This window comes from Buttiauxella sp. A111, assembly GCF_014189855.1.
Taxonomy (GTDB): Bacteria; Pseudomonadota; Gammaproteobacteria; order Enterobacterales; family Enterobacteriaceae; genus Buttiauxella; species Buttiauxella selenatireducens.
Window position 1 is genome coordinate 70,110 of record NZ_BJFN01000008.1, and the last position, 18,110, is coordinate 88,219.

Here is an 18,110-nt window from a genome sequence, read left to right on the forward strand (position 1 = left end):
GACCGCTCCCTCAGGCGATAACGCCCAACTTTTTACCGATACACGTAAATGCGTCAACCGCACGTTCAATTTGCTCTGTGGTATGTGCCGCAGACATTTGAGTACGGATACGCGCCTGACCTTTTGGTACCACCGGGAAGAAGAACCCAGTGACATAAATGCCTTCTTTTTGCAGTTCACGAGCAAAGTTCTGCGCCACAACAGCTTCACCTAACATCACAGGAATGATGGCATGATCAGCACCGGCTAAAGTAAAACCAGCCGCGGTCATTTTCTCGCGGAACAAGCTTGCATTAGCCCACAGGCGATTACGCGTTTCAGCGCCCGTTTCCAGCATTTCCAACACCTTAATTGAGGCAGAAACAATAGCGGGAGCCAAAGAGTTGGAGAAAAGATATGGGCGAGAACGCTGACGCAACCACTCAATAACTTCTTTACGACCCGCGGTGTAACCACCGGAAGCGCCACCCAGTGCTTTACCCAACGTGCCGGTGATGATATCTACACGATCCATCACATCGCAGTATTCATGGGTACCGCGTCCGTTCTCACCCACGAAACCTACCGCGTGAGAATCATCAACCATGACCAGTGCGTCATATTGATCGGCCAGGTCGCAAACCCCATTCAGGTTGGCAATAACCCCATCCATAGAGAACACACCATCGGTGGCGATCATGATGTGGCGAGCACCTGCCGCTCGCGCTTCTTTCAGGCGAGCTTCAAGTTCTTGCATGTCGTTGTTGGCATAACGATAACGCTGAGCCTTACACAGGCGCACACCATCAATAATAGAAGCATGGTTCAACGCATCAGAAATAATCGCATCTTCTGGGCCGAGCAACGTTTCAAACAAACCACCGTTGGCGTCAAAGCATGAAGAGTAAAGAATCGCATCTTCCATTCCCAGGAAACGAGCAAGTTTCCCTTCTAGCTCTTTATGGCTGTCTTGTGTGCCACAAATGAAACGAACAGAAGCCATCCCAAAACCATGTTTCTCCATACCCTGCTTAGCGGCATCGATCAGTTGTGGGTGGTTAGCAAGCCCCAGGTAGTTATTGGCGCAGAAGTTAATAACATGGCTGCCGTCAGCAACAGTAATATCAGCCTGTTGGGCTGAAGTAATAATACGTTCTTCTTTGAACAACCCTTCCGCGCGTGCGGTTTCAAGTTGGGATGTTAACTGTTGGTAAAAATCTCCGCGCATTGCGATTCTCCAGGCATGGCTAATTTCAGAACATATTACCCAAACCTATACCAGGAGACGAGATGACGCTTCAATGAAATTGGAATTTTCAGCATAAATCACGAGGTGCTTTCCAGAATCGGGTTATTAGGAAAGACAATTCGGGTGGTGGTATGATAGGAGTCATATACGCGTGAGGTATTGGGCCTCATTGCCCCCTAATTTTTTAAGGTTACGCTTATGATCATTGTCACCGGTGGTGCCGGATTTATCGGCAGCAACATCATTAAATCGCTGAATGATATCGGTCTTACGGATATCCTGGTTGTAGACAACCTGAAGGATGGCACTAAATTCGCCAACCTCGTAGATTTAAATATTGCTGATTACATGGATAAAGAAGACTTCTTAATCCAGATTATGGCCGGCGAAGAGTTTGGCGATATTGAAGCAATCTTCCATGAAGGTGCATGCTCTTCCACCACTGAGTGGGACGGTAAGTACATGATGGATAATAACTATCAGTACTCTAAAGAAGTTCTGCATTACTGCATGGAACGGGAAATTCCTTTCCTGTATGCCTCCTCAGCTGCAACCTATGGTGGCCGTAACAGCGACTTTATTGAATCTCGTGAATACGAACAACCACTGAATGTCTACGGCTATTCAAAATTCTTGTTTGACGAATACGTTCGTCAAATCTTGCCTGAAGCTAACTCTCAGATTACGGGTTTCCGTTATTTCAACGTTTATGGGCCACGTGAAGGCCACAAAGGCAGTATGGCAAGCGTTGCATTCCATCTGAATACCCAACTGAATAACGGCGAGAATCCGAAACTCTTTGAAGGTAGCGACAGTTTTAAACGCGACTTCATCTATGTCGGTGATGTAGCAGCTGTGAATCTGTGGTTCTGGCAAAACGGCGTATCCGGTATTTATAACTGTGGCACAGGTCGAGCAGAATCCTTCCAGGCCATTGCTGATGCAGCACTCGCATTCCATAAAAAAGGCAGCATTGAGTACATACCATTCCCGGAAAAACTCAAAGGTCGCTATCAGGCATTTACTCAGGCCGATTTAACCAATCTGCGTGCCGCAGGTTACGACAAGCCATTTAAAACTGTTGCCGAAGGCGTAACAGAATACATGTACTGGCTTAACCGTGACGCATAAGCAGGTAGCCTGACGCATGAAAATACTGGTGATTGGCCCGTCATGGGTGGGCGACATGATGATGTCGCAAAGTCTCTATCGCACGCTCAAAGCGCGCTATCCCCAGGCAATCATTGATGTGATGGCACCGGCATGGTGCCGTCCATTACTGTCACGTATGCCGGAAGTTAACGAAGCGCTGTCGATGCCACTTGGGCATGGTGCTTTGGAAATTGGAGAACGTCGTCGCCTTGGTCACGCCTTGCGTGCCAAACGTTACGATCAGGCATATGTGCTGCCCAACTCATTTAAGTCAGCGCTTGTTCCGTTCTTTGCCAATATCCCGCAACGCACGGGTTGGCGTGGTGAAATGCGCTACGGGTTACTCAATGACGCGCGTGTTCTGGACAAGCAAGCCTGGCCATTAATGGTCGAGCGCTACATTGCTTTGGCTTATGACAAAGGCAAAATGCAGTCCGCTAAAGATCTTCCCCAACCGTTGCTGTGGCCTCAGCTGCAGGTTAACGACGGGGAAAAAATGCAAACTTGTCAGGCTTTTAGTCTTGATGCACAACGGCCGATAATTGGTTTTTGCCCTGGAGCTGAATTCGGCCCGGCTAAACGTTGGCCGCATTATCACTATGCTACGCTTGCGGGCAAACTCATTGATGATGGCTATCAGGTCGTGTTGTTTGGGTCGGCAAAAGACAAAGAAGCGGGTAACGATATCGTCGCCGCTTTGACCACGCAACAACAGGCTCATTGCCGCAATCTGGCAGGTGACACCGCGCTTGAGCAAGCAGTTATTTTAATTGCGGCTTGCCAGGCTGTTGTGTCCAATGATTCAGGCTTGATGCATGTTGCCGCCGCGCTGAATCGTCCGCTTGTAGCATTATACGGTCCGAGTAGCCCTGACTTTACTCCACCACTTTCACACAAGGCGCGAGTTATTCGCCTTATTAGTGGTTATCACAAAGTCCGTAAAGGCGATGCTGCAGAAGGCTATCATCAAAGCTTGATTGATATTACGCCCGAGCGCGTTATGGATGAGCTAACCGCCCTTATTTTGGCGGAGAAGGAAGCGTAATGCGGGTATTGATCGTCAAAACATCGTCAATGGGTGATGTCTTGCATACGTTGCCAGCCCTTACAGATGCGATGCAAGCTATTCCCGGCATCCGTTTTGACTGGGTTGTTGAAGAAGGTTTTGCTCAAATCCCAGGCTGGCACCCTGCAGTCGATAACGTTTTTCCAGTCGCAATTCGTCGTTGGCGTAAAAGCTGGTTTTCAGCCCCCGTAAAGGCCGAGCGTGCCGCTTTCTACAAAATTCTACGCGCTGAAAATTACGACGCCGTCATTGATGCCCAAGGACTGATAAAAAGTGCCGCTCTGGTTACAAGAAAAGCCAGAGGGATAAAACACGGCATGGACTGGAACAGCGCCCGCGAACCATTGTCGAGCCTGTTCTACAACCGTCGCCACGCCATTGCGAAGCAACAACATGCCGTTGAACGCACGCGTGAGTTGTTCGCCAAAAGTCTGGGTTACCAGAAGCCAGCAGCTCAGGGCGATTACTCTATCGCACAGCACTTCCTGACTACAGCCTCCTCCGATACGGGGAATTATTTCATTTTCCTGCATGCAACAACTCGCGACGAAAAGCACTGGCCGGAATCACACTGGCGAAATCTTATTCAATTAATGCATGATGCGGGATTACATATTAAACTCCCGTGGGGTGCGGAACACGAGCACAAACGAGCAATCCGTTTGGCTTCCGGATTTGATAATGTTGAGGTGTTGCCGCGCTTGTCGCTTGAACAAGTAGCCAAACAGCTTGCAGGAGCCAGGGCTGTAGTTTCAGTCGATACTGGACTGAGCCACCTGACTGCTGCACTTAATCGGCCGAACATAACATTATATGGCCCTACCGATCCGGGTTTGATTGGTGGTTACGGCGAGAATCAGCACGAACTACGAGGCGCAGAGAAAAGCATGGCTAACATTACCGCTGCAGATACGTTTACCGCACTCCAGAAAATTAGTCACATAGCAGCAGAATAACGATTAATGAGCTATCTATTCCTCTTTGTCATCTTTCTCCCGTTCAAGCTATTCGGAAAACTGTTTTATAAAAAAACAGGCCGAAACTTGATGATTCAAACGGCAAAAATAGGTGATTTCGTCAATATCACGCCTTTGCTAAGCCATCTGAAGCACAGTGATGTGTTAATCAGCAAAACAGTTCTTCCATTGGCTAAATATGATGAAACCATCGACACTATTTTTCTTATCGAAGAACATAAAAAGAGCCTGTGGCGTAAGTTTCATCTGGCATTCACTCTGTTGAATCGCTACGAAAACGTCTATTTGTTACAACCTAACAGCACTAATCTGTTCTTTGCTGCAGTTTGCAATGCAGCAAACAAGCAATTCCTCTCGACTTACACTCGCCGTTGGTATCACACTTTTTTTTACCTGACAGCGAACGGCATTGTTGAACATCGCAAAGATCAACTAACTGTGGACGATTACCTTAAGCTTGCAGATCGCAGCCTAACCTGGCGTGATGTTCCTAAGCATGCCACCCTCCCGTTAAGAAAACCTACGGCCTATCCACTATCACTGGATAAACAAAACGTAACCAAAATAGGTCTGAGTATTTCTGCAGGAAACAAATCAAAAACCATTCCATCAGCAATCTGGAAGAAAATTTTTAATGCGTTAGAGGGATTAAATTGTACTTATTTTGTTTTTGGCCCTAAAAGTGAACAAGTATGGTTAGATGATCTACATCGCGAAGTCGGAATGCGGGAAGATATTGTGAGTCTGGTTGGTGAACTTCCTTTAGAAGATGTGCCTTTTGCCATCAGCAAAATGGATTTCTATATTGCATCAGACTCTGGAAATGTCTACATAGCTGATGCAGTCGGCGTCCCAATTGTTCTCATTTACGGTCCATGCTGCATTGCAGAACAAAGGCCGTTGGGGAACGTGTTGTTGCTTGGAAGCAAAGAATATGAAAAATCATATATCTTCGAAGCACCTTATTATTTTGACCGGACAAGAGAAGAGATGTTTGCATTGAGTGATAACGATCTCAATGCTATCCGTGATTTCATCCACCAAAATCTACAACACAATGACATCATCAAAAATTAAATCAATTCTGTGTTGTGCTTTTAAAGAGTAAGTTATGGCAGATAAACCACTTCTAAGCATCATCATTGCTGCACATAATTGTGAAGAAACGATTAATGCTACGTTTCAAAGCTTGCTCGACGCTCTAGGCTCGGAGATTAATGAGTCTGAAATCATCATTATTAATGATAGCTCTGTAGATTCTACACACGAAAAAATAAAAAGCATTGCCCAGCAATGTGCGCAAGTAGCTATTTCTACAGTAAATTATAAAAATGTAGGGTTAGTTCGTCAGCATGGAATTTCCTTATCTCATGGGGAATACATCACAATGCTGGACAGTGATGACATAGTAAAATCAGGAAGTTTTCCTTCGATTATTTCTTTTCTTCGAAAAAACCAGCCTGACATGTTGCTAACACGACTGCATGAAATTCGTGATCTCACAAAAATAGATCATCAATGGTCAGGTCTAAACCCTGAAAAAATATCTCAGGATGAAGCAATTACCCGCTTCTTAATCCATAAAGATCTACAAGCCCACCTGATTGGTCAGTTTATTAAGCGTTCAATTTATCTCAACAATGAAATTCCTGCCATGACGTGTTATGAGGATTTCTATGTATTTCCTCGAATGTTAATGAATGCAGTTAATATCTATTTTCAGTTTGACAGCCATTATTACTATATTAAAAGACAAGGCAGTCTGTCTTCAGCACTAGATCCAATTAAAATAAATAATCTGCTAACCTGCACAGTGAAAATGGAAAATGATCTACCCGATAGATTCCACCACCTAATATTATGTCACTGGCTAGATATTTACCTTAAATATAATAATTTATTGCAGGATGCAGAGCATAAAAATATCGTTAAAAAACATGTATTGCAGTCACATTCTTTAGGATTTTTTATTAACCGCCATGTTCGATTAAGTTATAAGAGAAAAGCTTTGAGTACATTATGGAAAAATTAAAATCTCGTCTCTATGTTACGGCATTTATTTTTGCAGCTCTTTCAATCGCATTCACTTTACTGAGCAATGGAAGGCAAAAAGACTTTTATTATATTGCTGTATATTTAAGCATTGCGGGTATGATTATTGAACGGAAGAGTCTTTCATTTAAGAAATTCAATATCGCGTATCCGATAATATTACTCGGTGTCATAAAATTGATATGGTTTCTTTGGTTAGGTCGCGATACAACCGGCTATAATACCTATAGTGATCAACTTGGAGCTGGGAAAAAGTTGCTACTGGGTGGGTTCCTGGTCTTTTACATAACATATTTCAAACACTATCTCAGAGCATTAAACTATAAGAATGTCATGCTTGCCATAATCGGCATTGCGTTTATATTAGCCTCTTCTTATGCCTTTTGGCAGTCTTTCCATGGAATGGTACGTGTTGAAATGGCAATTAATCGAGCAACAATTTCAGCATATATTTACTCGACGTTGAGCATGATTTTCATTTATTTCTTGTACCTCCAAAAAAAACCAATATTCTATGTTATCGCGGCCTTATCTATTTTAATCTCGTTTGTGGTAATTATTTTAACAGGCACTCGAGCCGCAATCATTTTTCATTTACTCATTATCGCAGTGATGACAACGTATTACTTCAAAAAAATCCATCTTAAATCAATGCTGGTTGTTTTGATTGTTGCGATATTTGCTATTTTCTTTTTGTATAAAAATTATATTTATCCAAAAATTGAGCAAACCTATGATGAAGTGAGTCTCTATCAGGAGGGGAAAGACAACACCTCACTTGGTGCTCGCTTCTCTATGTGGACCGTGGGAATAAATAACTTTGTCAATGCCCCATTTGGGCAATCGATGCAATCGCGGTATAGTTACTCAGATCAATTCACCATTCAAAATCCACAATATAAAAGTGCAATGGATTTCATTTCTGTCCATCTACATGATGAGATGATTGAAACATTGTCCTTACAAGGGATATTTGGTGGTCTGGCATTATTGTGGTTATACGTGAGTCTATGCTGGGTGGCTTTACGTGAGCGGAATACTCCATTATTGTTTGCAATGAATGGGTTGATTGTCTATGGCTTAAGTGATGTATTACTTTTAAGTTCAGAGGCGATATTGTTTTACGTTGCTGTAATTGGGGTATGTGGGATTAGTTTCCCACCCAAACAAAAAGAAGTGTAGTAAGAAAAGCCGGGCTCTTACCCGGCTTTTTTATAATCATAATACTCTGCCAACGTCATCCCCTTGGTTCGCTCTGCGAGCCAGGAGAATAATGTCTCAAGGTCCTGATAAAGCCTCTCAATATCCGCTTCATCTTTGAACGTGGGACTACCACCTGGCATAAACTCTGATGAATGAAGCATAAACTCAACGTAATCATTACCTTGAGATAATGTTTTTTCGGCCACCGCTATCATTTGTGCAGCATTACCGCCTGACGGGCGCAACCAATTAACCGAAGGGCTACGATATTTACCTCTCAGCCGATCATAACTTTGTTTAAAGCTATTCATCAAAGCACTGTGCTTATACTGAATACTCATCGGAACCTCGAGAAATGATGAATTTCCTGTCTGATGAATATTATCCAGATCCATAAAATAAGCCTGACTTGGAAAATGTTGATAATCCGTTCCGCCAGAGCCTGAAGGGGATCCTTTCGCATTTCGCCAGTTAACCCTCGGCGTCACTGAGCAATCGACTTTATAACCCAACTCCACCAGTAACCTGGCGTAGCGGCTATCAAATGCCCAACGTCCTGCACGGTGGCTGATCATTTTTGTGCCGAATGTTTCTTCCAGCAATGTGGTCATATAAACCACTTTCTCTCGCATGATCTCATCACTGTACTCAATGAGATAGGGCTGCCAACGCCAGTCATCACCGGTTAAATCGTGTTCTGGTGGGCTATTCCAGGCGTGCAAATGCATGCCTACTTCACCCTGGCCACGCGCAATCACATCTTTAGCAAACTCGATAAAAACCGGATCTACAGCCATCTCATAATTCGTTAGCCAAACCGGTTTGAACCCGTACTTTTCACATAAAGACTGGAAACGAGGTAAAAAACGCGCATTTTCAGTTTTAATTTGTCGGTGGTTTTGCCAGAGATTATCGCCTTCGGTATCAATGGTGATGATAAATGCAGGTTTGGTCATTTCCGTCTCTGAGATAAAGATGTTCACATCATGTTACGCAGCCTGCCAGATAAGGGCAAACCGCATACGTTCAAATTTCTAACTCCTGAGCACAAATGTAGCAACCACACTCAAGGTCTATTAGAATCACTCTTTGGTTAATCACCTAAAGATGATAATGAATAACGCTTTGAATGCTCTCGCGGCCGTGCCACCAGCCCGTATTTTACTGATAAAGTTGCGCCATCATGGTGACATGTTGCTCACTACTCCGGTGATCAACGCATTACATCAAGCCTGGCCACAAGCAGAAATTGATGTTCTGCTCTATGAAGAAACGCGAGACATGCTAGCGGCACATCCATTCATTCATCGTATTTATGGAATTGACCGTAAATGGCGAAAACTCGGTACTCGCCAGCATTTATGCAAAGAATGGCAATTACTGAAAACTTTGCGCGATCAAAAATACAGCCTGGTTATCAATCTTGCAGATCAATGGCGTAGCGCCATTGTTACCCGCTTCACCGGAGCTCCTTCGCGTATCGGCTTCGATTTCAATAAGCGCCGTGGTTGGTTTTGGCAATATTGCCACACGCAACTCGCTTCAGTGTCCGGTCACCAGACACTGCACACTGTGGAACAAAATTTATCCATTGTTGCCCCATTGAATATTGCGCCTGTCAGAGATGTTACGATGAGCTATCAGCCTGACGACTGGCAGTCCGTGCAAAGGAAGCTGCAAAGCAATGGGGTTGAAGGCTCTTACATTGTTGTACAACCCACCTCCCGCTGGTTCTTCAAATGCTGGGATGAGGGCAAAATGGCTGAAACAATCACAGCGCTGCAAAAAGACGGGCATACCCTGGTGTTAACCTCAGGGCCCGATAAATATGAAAAAGCGATGATTGAAAAAATTCGTGCGTTATGTCCTTCAGAGCGTGTTTATTCCCTCGCTGGTGAGTTAACCCTGCGTCAATTAGCGGCTCTGATCGACCATGCCAAACTGTTCATTGGTGTTGATTCAGTACCAATGCATATGGCTGCCGCATTAAAAACGCCATGTATCGCCCTATTTGGCCCTTCGAAACTGGTGTTCTGGAGCCCGTGGGACGTCGTCGGTGAAGTTATTTGGGCTGGTAATTATGGTGAGCTGCCAGACCCTGACAAAATTGATACCAACACGAAAGAACGTTTTCTCGATGCCATCCCGGTGGATGTTGTTGTCGCTGCTGCAAGGAAACAATTGTTATGAAGCGCTGCCGTCTGGCTATCGTCCGCCAAAAATATCGCCCCGATGGAGGGGCTGAGCGTTTCGTTTCACGCGCACTTGAGGCGTTAAGCGCCCATGACATGGAACTCAACGTTATCACGCGGCAATGGCAAGGCGTGCGCCAGGACAATTGGCATATTCATATTTGTGATCCGATGAAGCTAGGTCGAATCAGCCGTGAAAAAGGTTTTGCGGATGCGGCAAGAGCGATATGGCAACGCGAGAATTTCGATATTGTCCAAAGTCATGAACGCATAGCGGGCTGTGATATTTATCGTGCGGGTGATGGTGTTCACCGCCGATGGTTAATGCAAAGAGCGAGAATTTTACCTGCATGGCGTGGAAAGTGGCTGTTTCTCGATAGGTATCATCGTTACGTGATGCAGGCCGAAAAGGCGATGTACCAGGCTCCCGAGCTCAAAGCCGTCATCTGTAATGCAGAAATGGTTAAAAGGGAAATTATTGAAGATTTCTCTATTCCTGCTAATAAGATACATGTCATCTATAATGCAATTGACTCCTCCCGCTTCGTTCCGGCAAATGAAGAACTACGTGTGAAACTGCGTGAGGAGATGTCTATCCCGCAAAACGCAGTGACATTGGTTTTTGTCGGCTCAGGATTTGAGCGTAAAGGACTGGCCAATGCAATCAAAGCCATTGCACCTACCGATCGCTATTTGATTGTGGTCGGGCAAGATAAAGCCGAGAAAAACTATCGCGAACTGGCACAATCTCTGGGGTGCCTGAATCGGATACGGTTTATGGGAATGCAGAAGAATACGCTGCCTTTCTATCAGGCCGCAGATGGACTATTACTGCCAACACTATATGATCCATTTCCAAATGTGATTCTTGAAGCAATGGCATGTGGTTTACCGGTTATTACTTCAGCCACTTGTGGTGGGGCTGAATTTATAACAACCGGACAAAACGGATACGTTTGTGATGCACTCATTATCCCCCAGCTTTCAGAAGCGGTAATGGCAATATCTTCACGCTTTGTGGATGAGAAAATGGGGAGTTATGCTCGCGAACGCGTCAGGGATGCGACACCGGAAAAACTTTCACAGCAACTTATTTCGCTGTATCAAAATATACTGGATTAGACGATGCGTATCCTAATGATTATTGATGGTTTACCTGGCGGTGGTGCTGAGAAGACCGTACTTACCTTATCGAAAGGTTTGGTAGGAATGGGCCATCAGGTATCCGTTTTTTCACTGCGCCGCGTCTGTGATTATGAGATCCCGGAAGACGTTGATTATCAGGTCATACTGGATACCTGTAAAAAACCCTGGCGCAAGCTGACAGAATTGTCTCGCCGTGCTGCCTTGCTTGATAGCGCAATTGAACAAGCGCAGAAAAAAGGGAATTTCGACCTCATCTTTTCTCACCTGCATAAAACCGACCGCATTGTTGCTCATACCAAATCAATTGCGCGTGAGAAGCTCTGGTACTGTGTCCATGGCATGTTTTCTTACTCCTATCTTCAGCATCGACAGGGGTTCTCTCGTTGGATAAAACGTAAAAAAATTCAAAGCGTTTACCAAAATAGCAATGTCGTTGCCGTGTCTCAGGCGGTACTACACGACATTACTACGGCTTTCGATATTACGTTGTCCAAGGGCACAGTTATCCATAACCCTTTCGATATCGACGGAATATATTTAAAAGCGAAAGAACCGTGCGAAATGGCGGGGCAGGAGTATTTAATCCACGTTGGTCGTTTCCATGAACATAAACGCCATGACCGGTTGATCAAAGCTTATGCACTCAGTGGAATTCAGGCACCGCTAATCCTGATGGGTAACGGCAGTGCTGAGCGTATTGCCGAAATAAAAGCGATGACCACAAATGCGGGTGTTGCCGACCGCGTGATTCTGAAACCATTCGCATCAAACCCTTATCCGTGGATTGCCAATGCGCGTATGCTGCTGCTGAGCTCCGATTGCGAGGGATTTGGCAATGTGCTGGTCGAAGCGCTAATTTGCCAGACCCCCACAGTGAGTACACATTGCCCTGGTGGACCAGCAGAGATTCTTACCGGAGAACTGGCTCGCGGCCTTTCAGGTATGAGTGATCAGGACTTTGCAGACACTATGCTGGATATTTATAACAACCCACCCGTTATTGATACCACGACTATTGAGTCATATAGCATTGGTGCCATCTGCCAGCAGTATCTGTCACTGGCAACGGAAGAAAGATAACAATATTTCCAGGTAATTTTATGCAACAGAACCTACGTCCACTCCTCAGCGTTGTCGTTGCTGTTTATAACGGCGAATCTTTTTTGGCTAAATTCTTTGCCTGTCTAGACGCTCAGAATATCGACGGCATGGAAGTCATTATGGTGAACGATGGTTCAACCGATGGCTCCATGGCGATTATTGAAGCCTGGAGTAGCAAGTTCCCTGGCATGAAAATCATTGAGCAGGAAAATCAGGGCGTTTCGATTGCGCGTAATACTGGGCTCGCTGTAGCCACAGGCCAGTATCTTTCCTTCCCGGATATCGATGATGACTTCAAACCCGGCATGTACCGTCATTTGCTGGATCTGGCATTAAAAAATGACCTGGATGTCGTGACGTGTAATGGGAATTATGTTTACGAAAACAACAAGAAACCTTCACGACCGATCTTTCCGCGAGACAAACTTCAGTCGACCGACGTCCTGAGTGGCCCCCAGTGGCTTAAACGTGCGCTGGATTCGCGCAAGTTTCTGCACGTGACCTGGCTGAACCTTTATCGACATGATTTTATTCGCGAACATGGTTTTACTTTTGAACCCGGTTTGCGCCATCAGGACATTCCGTGGACAACAGAGGTGTTACTTGCTGCGGAGCGCGTCCAATATACTGACGAGCAATACTACGATTACTACATCCATTCAGCCTCGGTTTCCCATAAACCAGATACTGATGACACCCTTATCCGCTCAGCTCGCCATTATATGAAAATACTGGAAATGTTGGATGCTATTAACCAGCGTTATCCGGAAGCGGTAAAGAATATCCCTGCCTGTAACTGGCAAATCGCTAAAGAGGGTCTTGGGATATTACACACTTTCAATAATATGAAAGATCCGCACAAGAAGAAGATGATCGTTCAGGAGTTTTTTGATCGTGGCATCTGGCGTCTGATTTGGAAAAATGCTCGCGGATTCCGACTACGCTGGCGCCTGGGTCGTCGCTACCTAAAACTGAAGAAAGCGACCCGCGTACCGGGTTGAAAAAACGCTCACAAGCGGGTGGCCGCATGCCGCCCGCAACTTCTGCAACTCAAGCACTAACGCATCTGAATACTAAGCAATGCCTTCGTGATATTACCAAAACAATAGCTTTAAGCTTCCCGAATGCTTAGAATTTGCCCGCCGATAATGAAAATACGGAAAATTCGCTTGGAATCGTTGTATACCGCTCTGTTCTATCTTATTCAGCCGCTTGTTTGGCTGCGACTGTTACTCCGTAGCCGTAAAGCTCCCGCGTACCGTAAACGCTGGGCGGAACGTTACGGCTATTGCCGTGGAAAAGTGGAGCCCGATGGTATTCTTCTGCATTCAGTTTCCGTTGGCGAGACACTGGCGGCAATTCCGTTAGTTCGCGCCCTGCGCCATCGCTACCCAACGATTCCAATTACCGTCACCACAATGACCCCAACGGGTTCGGAGCGTGCGCTGTCGGCCTTTGGGAAAAATGTGCACCATGTTTATTTGCCATATGATCTCCCTTGCGCCATGAAGCGCTTTTTCAATACCGTGCGCCCTAAATTAGTTATCGTGATGGAAACAGAATTGTGGCCCAACATGATCAACGAATTACACCAACGTAAAATCCCACTGGTCATTGCCAATGCTCGTCTCTCTGCACGCTCGGCAAAGGGATATAAAAAACTGGGTAATTTCACGCGTCGTCTGATGAGCAAAATTACACTCATCGCTGCGCAAAATGAAGAAGATGGGGCTCGGTTCATCGAGCTTGGTCTTAAACGCACTCAGTTAACCGTCACCGGCAGCCTGAAATTTGATATTTCTGTGACCCCAGAACTTGCCGCACGTGCAATTACGCTACGCCGCCAATGGGCCCCGCATCGTAAAGTGTGGATTGCCACCAGCACCCATGATGGTGAAGAGAGCATTATTCTGGATGCGCACCGTCAGTTGCTGGCCAAGTTCCCAGATTTACTGCTAATTCTTGTTCCACGCCACCCTGAGCGGTTCAAAGATGCTCGGGATATGACTCAGAAGGCTGGTTTCAGCTATATCATGCGCAGCAGTGGCGAAAAACCGTCCAGCAGCACGCAAGTCGTTATTGGTGACACAATGGGCGAATTGATGATGCTGTATGGAATTGCCGATCTCGCCTTTGTGGGCGGAAGCCTGGTTGAACGCGGAGGCCATAATCCGCTGGAACCTTCGGCACACGCGATTCCAGTATTGATGGGCCCACATACCTTCAATTTCAAAGATATTTGCGCCCGATTGCAGCGTGCGGATGGGTTGATTACCGTCACGGATGCCTCATCGCTAGTGAGTGAAATTACGACTCTGCTAACCGATGAAGATTATCGTCTTTACTATGGCCGTCATGCCGTGGAAGTCCTTCACCAGAATCAGGGTGCTCTACAACGGTTACTGCAATTATTGCAACCGTATCTGCCGCAACGGAGCCACTAATGCCCAATCGTTTGTCAGTGGTCATGATCGCTAAAAACGCGGCGGACGTGCTGCCAGAATGCCTGGCTTCGGTCGCGTGGGCAGATGAAGTGGTCTTGCTGGATTCGGGAAGCACAGACTCCACCGTCGAGATTGCCCTTCAGGCGGGTGCGAAAGTTTTCATTAACGAAAACTGGCAAGGGTTTGGCAAACAGCGTCAACTGGCGCAGAGCTATGCCAGTCACGATTATATTCTGATGATCGATACCGATGAGCGTGTTACGCCGGAACTGGCCAGTACGCTTAAAGCCGTGTTAGATAATCCTCAGCCAGACGCGGTATACAGCATTGCGCGCCGCAATCTATTCCTTGGCCGTTTTATGCGCCACAGTGGATGGTATCCGGATCGTGTGACACGCCTCTATGCCCGCTCACGCTACCGCTATAATGACAATCAGGTTCATGAATCTCTCGAAGCGCCAGGTGCAAAAACTATCCCGCTCAAAGGGGATTTGCTTCATCTGACCTGCCGCGATTTCGCCAGCTTCCAGCGTAAACAGTTAAATTATGCGACCGCCTGGGCTCAGGAGCGCCACCAACGTGGCAAGCGAGTTTCCCTTGCCGGGATTTTTGGTCACACATTTGGCGCTTTTTGTAAAACTCTGCTGTTGAGAGCGGGCTTTCTTGATGGAAAGCAAGGCTGGTTACTTGCGGTGGTCAATGCACAGTATACGTTTAATAAGTACGCTGAACTCTGGGCGCTGAATCAAGGCTATACGGAAAACAAAACTCTATGACCACCCGAGCGATTTACCCTGGTACGTTTGATCCCATTACCAACGGTCATCTGGATATCGTGACACGTGCTGCGACGATGTTTGATACCTTGATTCTGGCCATCGCCAATAGCCCGCACAAGAAGACCATGTTCACGCTGGAAGAAAGAGTTCTGCTGGCACAAGGGGTTACCGCACACTTACCAAACGTTGAAGTTGTCGGCTTTAGCGATCTGATGGCGAATTTTGCTAAAACTCAACATGCTAACGTTCTGGTCAGAGGATTGCGTACAGCAGCGGACTTTGAGTATGAAATGCAGCTGGCTCACATGAACCGCCACTTAATGCCCGAACTTGAAAGTGTGTTCCTGATGCCTTCGAAAGAGTGGTCTTTTGTCTCTTCATCGCTGGTAAAAGAAGTCGCTCGTCATCATGGCGATGTTGCACACTTCCTGCCTGAGCCTGTCTGCAAAGCGCTATTGGAAAAACTCAAGCAGGCACCCGCGAATTAAAGATTTAGTGCTGGCAATGGCGGCAGTAAAACGTGCTGCGTTGCCCGTGCTTACTGGTAACTATTGGCGCACCACAAGCCTTACATGGCTCTCCTGCTCGCCCATAAACCTGCAACTCCTGAGCGAAATAGCCAGGTTTTCCATCCGACTGCAAAAAATCTTTTAGCGTAGTTCCGCCCTGCTCAATCGAACGTAGCAATACCGCTTTAATGGTTTTGACCAGTATTTCGCATTCAGCGTATGAAAGTGACTGGGCAGTGCGATCAGGATGGATTCCTGCAGCAAACAGCGATTCACTGGCATAAATGTTACCCACCCCCACCACCAGTTTGTTATCCATAATCCACTGCTTTATTGCCATTTTCTTTTTCGCAGATTTTTCGCGTAGATAATCTGCCGAAAACGCATCACTTAGAGGTTCCGGGCCAAGATGCGCCAGCACATTACTGCCTTCTAACTCTTTCGCCCATAACCAGGCACCGAAGCGGCGCGGATCGGTATAGCGCAGGACTTTGCCATTGCTCATCACCAAATCGACATGGTCATGTTTTTGGGCAGGATAATCTTCTGGAAGAATACGCAGGCTACCCGACATGCCAAGATGGATAATAATCCAGCCATCCGGGAGTTCGAGAAGCAGATATTTAGCGCGGCGCTGCACACTTAAGACGGGTTTATCACTTAGAGCATGGATTTCATCGGAGACTGGCCAACGTAAGCGACCGTTACGCACAACGGCATGCAGGATAGTTTCCCCCACCAAATGTGGTTCAATGCCACGTCGACTGGTTTCTACTTCAGGTAATTCGGGCATCTCTCCTCCAGACTAAAAGCCTAAAACGAAAAAACCCCGCCGAAGCGAGGTTTTCATCAAAGACACTAAAATTATTTAATTTTAGCTTCTTTGTACAGTACGTGTTGACGGACAACTGGATCGAACTTTTTCAGTTCCAGTTTTTCCGGCTTAGTACGCTTGTTCTTCGTAGTGGTATAGAAGTGACCAGTACCAGCAGAAGAAACCAGCTTGATCTTCTCGCGAACACCTTTAGCCATGACTTAATTCCTCTTAGTACTTCTCGCCACGGGTACGCATATCGGCCAAGACCGTTTCGATACCCTTCTTATCAATTACACGCATACCTTTAGCAGATACACGCAGTGTGACAAAACGCTTCTCGCTCTCAACCCAAAAACGGTGAGAGTGCAGGTTCGGCAGGAAACGGCGTTTGGTCGCGTTCATTGCGTGGGAACGGTTATTACCGGTCACCGGACGCTTGCCAGTAACTTGGCAGACTCGGGACATGTCTATTCTCCAAAAATCAAATTAGCTCGAGCTTCGTATAGGGTTATGGCGCCTCGTCAGGCCGCAAGCCTGGTCCCTGGCGGTTCAATGTGAACCACAGTGCCAGGCGCATAATGCCAAAACCCGAGATTCTCAAAGGTGGCGTAGTATACGCTGCCTAACGCATGTGCTCAAGTCCCGAACAGACAAAGATCCCCAAGGATCGCGCAATTCGGCCTAAATCCACCCACGTTCTGCAAAAGAAACGTACTCTCCACGGCCAATAACAAGATGGTCGAGCACTCGAATGTCCATAAACAGGCAAGCTTTTACGATGCGTTCGGTAATAACACGATCAGCTTTACTCGGTTCTGCTCGACCAGACGGGTGATTATGCGCGAGTATTAGCGCCGCTGCATTTGATTTCATCGCTTCGCGCACAATTTCTCTCGGATGGACCTCTACATGGTTCAAAGTTCCAGCAAACATTGGACTATGTTTAATCACTCGGTTCTGGTTATCCAGGAAAATAACCATGAAGATCTCGCGTTCTGCTGTTGTCAGTTGACTTTGGATATACTCCCTGACTGAATCCGACCCTTTTAAGGATAGCTCATCAACGCCACGTGAATAGTAGTAACGCCTTGCCAGCTCAGCAATAGCGTTAAGCTGGGTGTATTTCGCATCACCAATGCCCTTCACGTCTTTAAATTCCGAATGATCTGCCGACAACAGCCTGCTTAATGAGCCGAATTGATGCAATAAGCTCTGTGCAAACGCGAGTACATTCATATTTTGGCAACCCGTACGTAAAAATAACGCCACTAACTCGACATCCGTTAATGAGGCAGCACCAAATTTCAGCAGTTTTTCTCGCGGCATGCATGCTCCAGCCTGCTCTATGATCTCACTCATCAGAACCTCCTTGCCCTTAATGCTGCTCATTGTGCACAACTTGAGAAGCACACACGATATGCAGATATTCCCCATGCGGGATGTC

Annotated in this window: 19 protein-coding genes; 13 read left to right on the plus strand and 6 right to left on the minus strand. The window is 46.3% G+C overall.

The features are described from left to right. Positions 1–10 precede the first annotated feature (10 nt). Positions 11–1,207 carry a glycine C-acetyltransferase gene (gene kbl, locus BSPA111_RS20175; RefSeq protein WP_183272919.1) on the minus strand — a complete coding sequence of 399 codons (1,197 nt, stop codon included), beginning with the start codon at positions 1,205–1,207 and terminating at the stop codon, positions 11–13. A gap of 219 nt (positions 1,208–1,426) precedes the next feature. On the opposite strand from kbl, the gene rfaD reads away from it, so the two are divergent. The 6 genes from rfaD to BSPA111_RS20205 are packed head-to-tail and all read left to right on the plus strand — an operon-like array spanning position 1,427 to position 7,657. Beyond that, positions 1,427–2,359 carry an ADP-glyceromanno-heptose 6-epimerase gene (gene rfaD / locus BSPA111_RS20180; protein WP_183272920.1) on the plus strand — a complete coding sequence of 311 codons (933 nt, stop codon included), beginning with the start codon at positions 1,427–1,429 and terminating at the stop codon, positions 2,357–2,359. A gap of 16 nt (positions 2,360–2,375) precedes the next feature. Next, positions 2,376–3,425, plus strand: coding sequence for an ADP-heptose--LPS heptosyltransferase RfaF (gene rfaF, locus BSPA111_RS20185; RefSeq protein ID WP_183272921.1), 1,050 nt, complete (start codon positions 2,376–2,378; stop codon positions 3,423–3,425). After that, positions 3,425–4,402 (plus strand): lipopolysaccharide heptosyltransferase RfaC, encoded by a 978-nt coding sequence (gene rfaC, locus BSPA111_RS20190; protein WP_183272922.1) that lies wholly within the window; start codon positions 3,425–3,427, stop codon positions 4,400–4,402. The genes rfaF and rfaC overlap by 1 nt, the downstream gene beginning before the upstream one ends. A gap of 6 nt (positions 4,403–4,408) precedes the next feature. Continuing rightward, positions 4,409–5,500, plus strand: a complete 1,092-nt coding sequence (locus BSPA111_RS20195) for a glycosyltransferase family 9 protein (protein WP_183272923.1) — start codon at positions 4,409–4,411, stop codon at positions 5,498–5,500. A 34-nt stretch (positions 5,501–5,534) separates the two neighbouring features. Then, positions 5,535–6,455 carry a glycosyltransferase gene (locus BSPA111_RS20200; RefSeq protein WP_183272924.1) on the plus strand — a complete coding sequence of 307 codons (921 nt, stop codon included), beginning with the start codon at positions 5,535–5,537 and terminating at the stop codon, positions 6,453–6,455. Then, positions 6,443–7,657 carry an O-antigen ligase gene (locus tag BSPA111_RS20205; protein WP_183272925.1) on the plus strand — a complete coding sequence of 405 codons (1,215 nt, stop codon included), beginning with the start codon at positions 6,443–6,445 and terminating at the stop codon, positions 7,655–7,657. Before BSPA111_RS20200 ends, BSPA111_RS20205 begins: the two co-directional genes overlap by 13 nt. A 17-nt stretch (positions 7,658–7,674) precedes the next feature. On the opposite strand, the gene BSPA111_RS20210 is transcribed toward BSPA111_RS20205, so the two are convergent. Next, complete coding sequence (locus BSPA111_RS20210) at positions 7,675–8,634, minus strand: polysaccharide deacetylase family protein (protein ID WP_183272926.1); 960 nt, start codon at positions 8,632–8,634, stop codon at positions 7,675–7,677. A 151-nt stretch (positions 8,635–8,785) separates the two neighbouring features. On the opposite strand from BSPA111_RS20210, the gene rfaQ reads away from it, so the two are divergent. The 7 genes from rfaQ (at position 8,786) to coaD (ending at position 15,828) form a co-directional block, all read left to right on the plus strand. Beyond that, a complete protein-coding gene (rfaQ, locus tag BSPA111_RS20215; protein WP_183272927.1) occupies positions 8,786–9,868 on the plus strand; it encodes a putative lipopolysaccharide heptosyltransferase III in 1,083 nt (360 codons plus the stop codon). Continuing rightward, on the plus strand, positions 9,865–10,992 hold the full coding sequence (locus BSPA111_RS20220) for a glycosyltransferase family 4 protein (RefSeq protein ID WP_183272928.1): 1,128 nt from the start codon (positions 9,865–9,867) through the stop codon (positions 10,990–10,992). Before rfaQ ends, BSPA111_RS20220 begins: the two co-directional genes overlap by 4 nt. A 3-nt stretch (positions 10,993–10,995) precedes the next feature. Then, positions 10,996–12,096, plus strand: a complete 1,101-nt coding sequence (locus BSPA111_RS20225) for a glycosyltransferase (RefSeq protein WP_183272929.1) — start codon at positions 10,996–10,998, stop codon at positions 12,094–12,096. A 20-nt stretch (positions 12,097–12,116) separates the two neighbouring features. Then, positions 12,117–13,118, plus strand: coding sequence for a glycosyltransferase (locus tag BSPA111_RS20230; RefSeq protein ID WP_183272930.1), 1,002 nt, complete (start codon positions 12,117–12,119; stop codon positions 13,116–13,118). Positions 13,119–13,286: 168 nt separating this feature from the next. Next, positions 13,287–14,561, plus strand: coding sequence for a lipid IV(A) 3-deoxy-D-manno-octulosonic acid transferase (gene waaA / locus BSPA111_RS20235; protein ID WP_183272931.1), 1,275 nt, complete (start codon positions 13,287–13,289; stop codon positions 14,559–14,561). After that, the gene (locus BSPA111_RS20240) at positions 14,561–15,337 is read left to right on the plus strand and encodes a glycosyltransferase family 2 protein (RefSeq protein WP_183272932.1); all 777 of its coding nucleotides are present in this window, start codon (positions 14,561–14,563) and stop codon (positions 15,335–15,337) included. The genes waaA and BSPA111_RS20240 overlap by 1 nt, the downstream gene beginning before the upstream one ends. Next, positions 15,334–15,828 carry a pantetheine-phosphate adenylyltransferase gene (gene coaD / locus BSPA111_RS20245; protein ID WP_183272933.1) on the plus strand — a complete coding sequence of 165 codons (495 nt, stop codon included), beginning with the start codon at positions 15,334–15,336 and terminating at the stop codon, positions 15,826–15,828. The genes BSPA111_RS20240 and coaD overlap by 4 nt, the downstream gene beginning before the upstream one ends. A gap of 4 nt (positions 15,829–15,832) precedes the next feature. Here coaD and mutM read toward each other — a convergent pair whose 3' ends face one another. The 4 genes from mutM to radC all read right to left on the minus strand — a co-directional run bounded on the left by mutM (position 15,833) and on the right by radC (position 18,025). After that, positions 15,833–16,642, minus strand: a complete 810-nt coding sequence (gene mutM / locus BSPA111_RS20250; RefSeq protein ID WP_183272934.1) for a bifunctional DNA-formamidopyrimidine glycosylase/DNA-(apurinic or apyrimidinic site) lyase — start codon at positions 16,640–16,642, stop codon at positions 15,833–15,835. Between the two features lie 71 nt (positions 16,643–16,713). Continuing rightward, positions 16,714–16,881 (minus strand): 50S ribosomal protein L33, encoded by a 168-nt coding sequence (gene rpmG / locus BSPA111_RS20255; protein WP_002208990.1) that lies wholly within the window; start codon positions 16,879–16,881, stop codon positions 16,714–16,716. Positions 16,882–16,894: 13 nt separating this feature from the next. Continuing rightward, the gene (rpmB, locus tag BSPA111_RS20260) at positions 16,895–17,131 is read right to left on the minus strand and encodes a 50S ribosomal protein L28 (protein ID WP_034461465.1); all 237 of its coding nucleotides are present in this window, start codon (positions 17,129–17,131) and stop codon (positions 16,895–16,897) included. Positions 17,132–17,347: 216 nt separating this feature from the next. Then, positions 17,348–18,025, minus strand: a complete 678-nt coding sequence (radC, locus tag BSPA111_RS20265; protein ID WP_183272935.1) for a DNA repair protein RadC — start codon at positions 18,023–18,025, stop codon at positions 17,348–17,350. Positions 18,026–18,110: the final 85 nt, after the last annotated feature.

Excerpts from the sequence above, each read along its gene's own strand:
- rfaQ (WP_183272927.1), top strand. The coding sequence starts at position 8,786 with ATGATAATGAATAACGCTTTGAATGCTCTCGCGGCCGTGCCACCAGCC.
- coaD (WP_183272933.1), top strand. The coding sequence starts at position 15,334 with ATGACCACCCGAGCGATTTACCCTGGTACGTTTGATCCCATTACCAAC.
- BSPA111_RS20220 (WP_183272928.1), top strand. The coding sequence starts at position 9,865 with ATGAAGCGCTGCCGTCTGGCTATCGTCCGCCAAAAATATCGCCCCGAT.
- rfaD (WP_183272920.1), top strand. The coding sequence starts at position 1,427 with ATGATCATTGTCACCGGTGGTGCCGGATTTATCGGCAGCAACATCATT.
- mutM (WP_183272934.1), bottom strand. The coding sequence starts at position 16,642 with ATGCCCGAATTACCTGAAGTAGAAACCAGTCGACGTGGCATTGAACCA.
- BSPA111_RS20225 (WP_183272929.1), top strand. The coding sequence starts at position 10,996 with ATGCGTATCCTAATGATTATTGATGGTTTACCTGGCGGTGGTGCTGAG.
- radC (WP_183272935.1), bottom strand. The coding sequence starts at position 18,025 with ATGAGTGAGATCATAGAGCAGGCTGGAGCATGCATGCCGCGAGAAAAA.
- rpmG (WP_002208990.1), bottom strand. The coding sequence starts at position 16,881 with ATGGCTAAAGGTGTTCGCGAGAAGATCAAGCTGGTTTCTTCTGCTGGT.
- rfaF (WP_183272921.1), top strand. The coding sequence starts at position 2,376 with ATGAAAATACTGGTGATTGGCCCGTCATGGGTGGGCGACATGATGATG.
- BSPA111_RS20210 (WP_183272926.1), bottom strand. The coding sequence starts at position 8,634 with ATGACCAAACCTGCATTTATCATCACCATTGATACCGAAGGCGATAAT.
- rpmB (WP_034461465.1), bottom strand. The coding sequence starts at position 17,131 with ATGTCCCGAGTCTGCCAAGTTACTGGCAAGCGTCCGGTGACCGGTAAT.
- BSPA111_RS20195 (WP_183272923.1), top strand. The coding sequence starts at position 4,409 with ATGAGCTATCTATTCCTCTTTGTCATCTTTCTCCCGTTCAAGCTATTC.
- BSPA111_RS20205 (WP_183272925.1), top strand. The coding sequence starts at position 6,443 with ATGGAAAAATTAAAATCTCGTCTCTATGTTACGGCATTTATTTTTGCA.
- rfaC (WP_183272922.1), top strand. The coding sequence starts at position 3,425 with ATGCGGGTATTGATCGTCAAAACATCGTCAATGGGTGATGTCTTGCAT.
- BSPA111_RS20230 (WP_183272930.1), top strand. The coding sequence starts at position 12,117 with ATGCAACAGAACCTACGTCCACTCCTCAGCGTTGTCGTTGCTGTTTAT.
- BSPA111_RS20240 (WP_183272932.1), top strand. The coding sequence starts at position 14,561 with ATGCCCAATCGTTTGTCAGTGGTCATGATCGCTAAAAACGCGGCGGAC.
- kbl (WP_183272919.1), bottom strand. The coding sequence starts at position 1,207 with ATGCGCGGAGATTTTTACCAACAGTTAACATCCCAACTTGAAACCGCA.
- BSPA111_RS20200 (WP_183272924.1), top strand. The coding sequence starts at position 5,535 with ATGGCAGATAAACCACTTCTAAGCATCATCATTGCTGCACATAATTGT.